At 45.8% G+C, this 7,820-nt stretch carries 7 protein-coding genes and 1 pseudogene; 6 read left to right on the top strand and 2 right to left on the bottom strand.

Annotated features, from left to right (window positions below):
• Both R8N28_RS23325 and rhlB read right to left on the bottom strand, forming a co-directional pair.
• A pseudogene (locus R8N28_RS23325) lies at positions 1–224 on the bottom strand (guanosine-5'-triphosphate,3'-diphosphate pyrophosphatase); the annotation flags it as partial.
• A gap of 20 nt (positions 225–244) precedes the next feature.
• Complete coding sequence (rhlB, locus tag R8N28_RS23320; protein ID WP_262635498.1) at positions 245–1,558, bottom strand: ATP-dependent RNA helicase RhlB; 1,314 nt, start codon at positions 1,556–1,558, stop codon at positions 245–247.
• Positions 1,559–1,669: 111 nt separating this feature from the next.
• Between rhlB and trxA the strand changes: the two genes are divergently transcribed.
• The 6 genes from trxA to fre all read left to right on the top strand — a co-directional run bounded on the left by trxA (position 1,670) and on the right by fre (position 7,490).
• Positions 1,670–1,996 (top strand): thioredoxin TrxA, encoded by a 327-nt coding sequence (gene trxA / locus R8N28_RS23315; protein WP_004745500.1) that lies wholly within the window; start codon positions 1,670–1,672, stop codon positions 1,994–1,996.
• 196 nt (positions 1,997–2,192) lie between these two features.
• Positions 2,193–3,452 carry a transcription termination factor Rho gene (gene rho, locus R8N28_RS23310; protein WP_005378757.1) on the top strand — a complete coding sequence of 420 codons (1,260 nt, stop codon included), beginning with the start codon at positions 2,193–2,195 and terminating at the stop codon, positions 3,450–3,452.
• A gap of 106 nt (positions 3,453–3,558) precedes the next feature.
• Positions 3,559–4,551, top strand: coding sequence for a hypothetical protein (locus R8N28_RS23305; RefSeq protein ID WP_017821790.1), 993 nt, complete (start codon positions 3,559–3,561; stop codon positions 4,549–4,551).
• Between the two features lie 91 nt (positions 4,552–4,642).
• Positions 4,643–6,496 (top strand): 4-hydroxy-3-polyprenylbenzoate decarboxylase, encoded by a 1,854-nt coding sequence (ubiD, locus tag R8N28_RS23300; protein ID WP_065274955.1) that lies wholly within the window; start codon positions 4,643–4,645, stop codon positions 6,494–6,496.
• On the top strand, positions 6,493–6,762 hold the full coding sequence (locus tag R8N28_RS23295; RefSeq protein ID WP_009696789.1) for a 2Fe-2S iron-sulfur cluster-binding protein: 270 nt from the start codon (positions 6,493–6,495) through the stop codon (positions 6,760–6,762). Before ubiD ends, R8N28_RS23295 begins: the two co-directional genes overlap by 4 nt.
• A gap of 14 nt (positions 6,763–6,776) precedes the next feature.
• On the top strand, positions 6,777–7,490 hold the full coding sequence (fre, locus tag R8N28_RS23290) for an NAD(P)H-flavin reductase (protein ID WP_065274954.1): 714 nt from the start codon (positions 6,777–6,779) through the stop codon (positions 7,488–7,490).
• The last annotated feature ends 330 nt before the right edge of the window (positions 7,491–7,820 follow it).

Here is a 7,820-nt window from a genome sequence, read left to right as displayed (position 1 = left end):
TCCTGCAAGCGTTCCGCAAATAGACTTAAGCAGTCCCATCCTCGCTGCATAGCTTCCATACTAAGAGAATTATGTTCATCTAAGCCCGCTGCTAGACGAACTTTGCGCTTAATTTTAGCCATTGTTTGAACGCTGCCATCGATGTGACGCACAACGAGCATGTGAAAACTGTTCGACCCGAGGTCGATGGCGGCATATAGCGGTGATGATCCTGCTTGACTCATAAAACGAACTCAGTTTCCTATTACGATTGTTTTGGGGCCGATTGACGCGGTTGGCGTGGACGACGTCCCTGCGGCTTACGGTTACCAGAACGGGTACCGCCAGTATTCGTGCGGCGCTGTTGGTTGCGTGGTGCACGCATACGAATCGGAGCCGGTAGATCTTGAATCAGTGCCGACGAATCGTACTCTGAAACTGGGATTGTATGCTCAATGTATTCTTCGATTGCTGGTAGGTTAACCGCGTACTCTTCACAAGCAAAACTGATCGAATGACCGCTCGCACCAGCGCGACCAGTACGGCCAATACGGTGAACATAATCTTCACAGTCGTCAGGAAGGTCGTAGTTGAAAACGTGCGTTACCTGAGGAATATGCAGGCCACGCGCTGCAACGTCAGTTGCAACTAAGATGTCGACATCACCTTTGGTGAATTGCTCAAGAATCTTCTCACGCTTCTTCTGCGGTACATCGCCAGTAAGAAGGCCTACACGGTGTCCATCGGCAGCCAAATGACCCCAAACCGATTCACACTTATGCTTGGTATTGGCAAAAATGATAGCGCGATCTGGCCACTCTTCTTCAATTAGTGTTTGAAGCAGCGCCATTTTGTCTTCATTCGAAGGATAGAAAAGCTCTTCCTGGATACGGTGGCCAGTTTTTTTTTCTGGTTCGACAACGACATGCTCAGGAGTATTCATGTGTTCGAATGCCAGTTCTTGAACGCGGTAAGACAGCGTTGCTGAGAACAGCATGTTCAAACGCTCTTTTGGCTCAGGCATACGACGGAACAAGAAGCGAATGTCTTTAATAAAGCCAAGATCGAACATGCGGTCGGCTTCGTCCAGAACAACAGCTTGAATGTTGTTGAGGTTAAATACGCGCTGTTTGTAGAAATCGATGATACGGCCTGTTGTTCCGATCAGAATATCTACGCCGTCTTGCAGTTTCGAAAGTTGCTTGTCGTAGCTTTCACCACCGTAAGCTAGAGCGGTTTTTAGACCTGTGCTTTCAGTTAATGATTCTGCATCATTGTAAATCTGAATAGCGAGCTCACGTGTAGGCGCCATAATAATTGCGCGTGGCTGTGTAGGCTTACGACCTTCATGTTCCGGAGTCGTCAGAAGGTGGTTGAACGTAGCAGTAAGAAACGCGAGCGTTTTACCAGTACCCGTTTGGGCCTGGCCTGCGATGTCTTGGCCGGTGAGCAGGACCGGCAACGCCAAGGCTTGGATAGGGGTACAAAATTCGAACCCTTTTTTGTCCAATCCTTCAATAACTTGGGGCTTTAAGCCCAAATCGGCGAACTTTTGCTCTGTGATATGCGTCTTTTTCATGGCTATAGAATATCAGCTAAAGCTTGCAATACGAAAGTAAATACATTCCAATAGGGCATCTAATTACTGGTTATCATCCAACCAGTTTCGAAAAACACATTGGAGTGGAAGATGAGTGATAAGATTTTGCAGCTAACTGATGACGGTTTTGAAAACGATGTAATCAACGCTGCAGGCCCGGTTCTAGTGGATTTTTGGGCAGAATGGTGTGGTCCTTGTAAAATGATCGCTCCTATTTTGGACGAAATCGCAGACGAGTACGAAGGCAAACTCACTATCGGTAAACTAAACATCGACCATAACGCAGGTACACCACCTAAGTTTGGTATTCGCGGCATTCCAACGCTATTACTATTTAAAGATGGTAACGTAGCGGCAACGAAAGTAGGTGCTCTGTCTAAAACTCAACTAAAAGAGTTCCTAGACGCAAACTTATAATCACCAAGTGATTACAGATAAAACCGTGCAAAGTTACAATGCACGGTTTTGTTTTTCTAACTCTGGACTAGAATACTAATTAGTGCTAACTTATCGCGCGTTAATTGAACAAATTTCTCTTCTTGGTCGATCCTGAGACCAAATCCATCTTAACTAGAAAACAGATCTTATTTTGACTAAACAAGAATCCACCACCATGAACCTTACCGAACTGAAGAACAGACCTGTGTCTGACCTTGTAAAACTGGGCGAAAGCTTAGGATTAGAGAACCTAGCTCGCTTAAGAAAACAAGACATCATCTTCGCGATTTTAAAAGCGCACGCTAAAGGCGGCGAAGACATCTTTGGCGATGGGGTTCTGGAAATTCTGCAAGACGGCTTTGGTTTCCTACGCAGTGCAGATAGTTCATACCTTGCGGGTCCGGACGATATCTACGTATCACCAAGTCAGATTCGTCGCTTTAACCTACGTACTGGTGACTCTATCGCTGGTAAAATTCGTCCACCAAAAGACGGTGAACGTTACTTTGCCCTTCTAAAAGTCAATACCGTTAACGACGATAAACCAGACAACGCCCGTAACAAGATCCTATTTGAAAACCTTACCCCTCTACATGCGAATGAGCGCATGGTTATGGAGCGTGGTAACGGTTCAACAGAAGACATTACAGCACGTGTTTTAGACTTGGCATCGCCAATCGGTAAAGGTCAACGTGGTCTGATTGTTGCTCCGCCTAAAGCGGGTAAAACAATGCTTCTGCAAAACATCGCGCAAAGCATCGCGTACAACCACCCAGAGTGTGAGTTGATGGTTCTTCTTATCGACGAACGTCCAGAAGAAGTAACTGAGATGCAGCGCCTAGTTAAAGGTGAAGTGGTTGCGTCGACTTTCGATGAGCCAGCATCTCGTCACGTACAAGTAGCGGAAATGGTGATCGAGAAAGCAAAACGTCTTGTTGAACATAAGAAAGACGTGGTTATCTTGCTTGACTCTATCACTCGTCTAGCTCGTGCTTACAACACCGTAGTGCCTTCATCAGGTAAAGTACTAACTGGTGGTGTGGATGCAAACGCATTACATCGTCCTAAGCGTTTCTTCGGTGCTGCACGTAACGTAGAAGAAGGCGGCAGCCTAACTATCATCGCAACGGCACTAGTAGATACTGGTTCTAAAATGGATGAAGTTATCTACGAAGAGTTCAAGGGTACAGGTAACATGGAACTGCACTTGAACCGTAAGATTGCTGAGAAGCGTGTATTCCCTGCGATTGACTTCAACCGCTCAGGTACACGTCGTGAAGAGCTACTGACGAAGACTGACGAACTACAGAAGATGTGGATTCTGCGTAAGATCGTTCACCCAATGGGTGAAATCGACGCAATGGAATTCCTAATCGATAAGCTAGCGATGACGAAGACCAACGATGAGTTCTTCGATGCGATGCGTCGTCAATAGTCTCAAATAAGTGATTCTGCGAAAAGCCACTGTATATCGGTGGCTTTTTTATTGCTTTCTCCCGATAGAAGTATCAGAATGAAGGAAATGTTATCGGGAGGTTAACATGCAACAAGGAATGTTGTCGTCATTACTCCTGAGCTTGTCACTTATCACTCTACCTGCGACATTATCTGCCAAGGAAATGCATGAGTCTGTAGTAGAGCAGTGGCTTCAGGATACTCAAATACAGGCTAAAGTCTCTGAACTGCTTGATTACGCTGTCAGAGATGAAGTCGACTCGCTTAAATTTGCCCTTGATCGACTTGCTTTGCCTCAACAAGAGGTGGTGCGCTTTCAATTGTTGGAAAAGCTTGAAAAGCAAGATGTGATTCTCACGCCTCGAATGGCTCTGTTTGTTGAGTCCCAGATCCGTATGACCCCGACTTATCAAGTGTTAGAGCGAGGTGATGGGTATGAATTTAGTGTACCCGCTTTTAACTTTCCCGTTATTGCGAGTCGCTTGATTAAGCGTTGGAAACAAGACCAAAGTACCTTGGACTTTGTCTTACAAGCTGAACGAAGAGAGCTTAACTTAAAGCAATGGCTTACAGGGCCATCTCAACAAGCTCAAGCACGTGAAGCGCTTTTGATTCGAGAGTTAGACAGCTTATCACCCAATGCGCTTGCTGCATTAACGGCCCAGTTAACCAAAGCAAATGTGACCAGTTGGTTACCCTCGACGGCCGTGATAGTCAGGTTGGCACAAGTTAGTCAGGATGAGGAAGTGTACAACTTACTCTGGCGGATGAAAGCCGATTACAACAGCCAGTCCGAACTTGAGCGTTTAGCTGCGGTTGGAGACGTTTTTTCCATTCAGCAATTGATGAATGCCACAGTTAACCCATCACTCAAGCCAGAAGCTATTAGTCTACTTACAAAATCTAACCCTCTATCTCCGCAAGTAAAGCAGTTTCTAGTTAGAAAAATGGCGTTATCAGAAGAAGCAACCATGGTTGCTCGAGAGCTTGCTCAACAAGGGCATCAAACCTGGTTGGAAGAGTTAGTATCTTCGAACCATCAGATAAAGACTCGGCAGATTGAACAAGTATTAAAGTAATCTTGCTCACATACCCACACAAAATAGGAGGATCTTAGAGTCCTCCTATTTGTTATACTGCGGACAGTTTAATCAGCCAGCATGAAGGCCTATGAGTTTTAAGGATTTACGCGAATTTATCGACCACCTAGAACAGAAAGGTCGACTTAAACGCATCACTCACCCTGTCGATCCCGCTTATGAAATGACAGAAATCAGCGACCGCACCTTGCGTGCTGGTGGACCTGCGCTGTTGTTTGAGAACCCAATCGGCTACGACGTACCTGTTTTGACTAACCTGTTTGGTACACCAGAGCGTGTCGCAATCGGTATGGGACGTGAAGATGTTAAGGAATTAAGAGAAGTCGGTAAGCTGCTGGCTTATTTAAAAGAACCTGAGCCACCAAAAGGCTTCAAAGACGCTTTAGAAAAACTGCCTGTGTTCAAACAAGTATTGAACATGCCGGCTAAGCGTTTACGTAAAGCACCATGCCAAGACATTGTTTGGCAAGGTGATGAAGTCGACTTGGATAAAATTCCGGTAATGAGCTGCTGGGCAGAAGATGTAGCGCCGCTGCTTACTTGGGGCTTAACCGTAACCAAAGGTCCAAGTAAGAAACGTCAGAACCTAGGCATTTACCGTCAGCAGAAAATTGCCAAGAACAAAATCATCATGCGTTGGTTAGCCCATCGTGGTGGTGCGCTTGATCTGCGCGATTGGATGGAAACCAACCCAGGTAAACCTTTCCCAGTTTCGGTCGCGTTTGGTGCAGACCCAGCAACCATTCTTGGTGCAGTAACACCAGTGCCAGATACGCTATCGGAATACGCATTTGCAGGTTTGCTGCGTGGAAGCAAAACGGAAGTCGTGAAGTCAGTCAGCAACGATTTGGAAGTGCCAGCGAGCGCGGAAATCGTGATGGAAGGCTATATCGACCCGAACGAGTTTGCTGATGAAGGTCCTTATGGTGACCACACTGGCTACTATAACGAAAAAGAAAAGCACCACGTATTTACTATTACGCACATTACTATGCGTAAAGACCCTATTTATCACAGCACCTACACAGGTCGTCCGCCAGATGAACCAGCTGTATTGGGTGTGGCATTAAACGAAGTGTTTGTGCCTATTCTGCAAAAGCAATTCCCAGAGATTGAAGACTTCTATCTTCCGCCAGAAGGTTGTTCGTACCGAATGGCCGTCGTCACCATGAAGAAGCAGTACCCAGGACATGCCAAGCGCGTAATGATGGGCGTGTGGTCTTTCTTACGTCAATTCATGTATACCAAGTTTGTTATTGTGTGCGATGAATCGGTAAACGCACGAGATTGGAATGATGTCGTGAAAGCCATGTCAGAGCATATGGACCCTGTACGTGATACCTTGATGATAGATAACACGCCAATTGACTCGCTCGACTTTGCTTCACCAGTGGTTGGGCTTGGCTCCAAAATGGGTTTGGATGCGACCATTAAATGGGATGCCGAGCTGGCGACGCGAACCGAGGTCACTGAGCGAGACAGCAAAGCGATTACCGAAGCAGAACTAAATGAGTTGAAACAGCAACGCCCTGAGATTGTTGACGTCTATCTTCCAGTTACAGCAAACAACCAATTTGCTGTCGTGACTATGAAGAAAGACCAAGCTGGTCAATCCCAAGAATTGATGGAACATCTATGGGGCTTCTTTGCTCAGTACACGGATAACAAATTCATCATTTTGTGCGACGATGACGTTAATGCACGAGATTGGAATGACATCATTTGGGCGGTGACAACTCGAATGGACCCAGATAGAGACACGATTCAAGTGCTTGGTAAGACTGAGAGTTCATCCAAATTAGGACTGGATGCGACCAACAAGTTCGAATCTGAAGTCACGCGCGAGTGGGGCACGCCTATCAAAAAAGATCCTAAACTTGTGGCTAAAGTCGATGAGATTTGGGACCAGTTAGGTATTCTATGAGTCATCAAGTCCACCTTCTACCAATGGACGTTACGTTCCAAGTAAAAGAAGGGGAGACGGTGTTGGAAGCTGCGCTCAACAACAATATTCGCTTCCCACACCGTTGCCAAGTTGGCGCTTGCGCCATGTGTATGTGTAAAAAGCTAACGGGCGAGGTGAGTTACCACCTCGAACCGATGCTAACCGAAAAAGAGCAACAGCAAGGTTGGATATTCCCTTGCCAAGCCTATACAGAAAGTAATTTAGTGCTTACTTTTGATGAGTAAGCGAGAGGAACACCATGACCATCCAATGTAAAGTAAAGTCTATTCAGCCGTTAGCTTGTAATACTTACCAAATCCTTCTTCATCCAGAATCAACAGTGCCTTTTAAAGCGGGTCAGTACCTAATGGTGGTGATGGGTGAAAAAGACAAACGTCCTTTCTCTATCGCAAGCAGCCCTTGTCGTCATGAAGGTGAACTTGAACTGCACATCGGTGCGGCGGAACACAACGCTTATGCACAAGAAGTTGTCGAAGCAATGCAAGCGGCGCTTGAAACTGATGGTCAGATTGAAATTGATGCGCCACATGGCGATGCTTGGGTTCAAGAAGAAAGCGAACGCCCATTATTATTAATTGCTGGTGGTACAGGCTTCAGTTACGTTCGCTCGATTCTGGATCACTGCGTAGCGCAGAATAAAACCAATCCTATCTATTTATATTGGGGGGCGCGCGATAACTGCCAGCTTTATGCTAAAGACGAACTGGTCGAGATTGCCGACAAGTTTGCCAATGTTCACTTTGTGCCAGTAGTAGAAGAAGCTCCTGCAGACTGGCAAGGTAAAGTTGGTAACGTGCTACAAGCTGTAGCTGAAGATTTCGAAAGCTTAGAAAACTACGATATCTATATTGCAGGTCGTTTTGAAATGGCTGGCGCAGCACGTGAACAGTTCACTCAGAACAAGAAAGCGAAGAGCGAACGTATGTTCGCAGACGCGTACGCATTCATTTAAATACGGCTTTTAAGGCAGAAAAAGAGGTTTTTTTACCCTCTTTTTTGCTTTTTTGATGAAATAGTCATCGAACAGTCAGTTTTTTCCATTTTTTTTCAAAAAAGGGTTGCGAACGGATCTGAGTTCCCTATAATGCGCATCCACCGACACGGCAGACGCGATAAGGCTTCAGCAGGGTCGGAGAGGTGAAAGCTTCTACGAAAAATAAAATTGAAAAAGTGTTTGACACTGTCAATTAAATCGCTAGAATGCACCTCCGCTTTGAGAGAAAAACTTCTCGCAAAGCAAGCTCTTTAACAATATAGACCTATCAATCTGTGTGGGCACTCG

This window comes from Vibrio sp. Vb1554, from assembly GCF_033344235.1.
The sequence above is the reverse complement of the archived record's forward strand: the minus strand, read 5'-3'. Positions and strand labels throughout refer to the sequence as shown.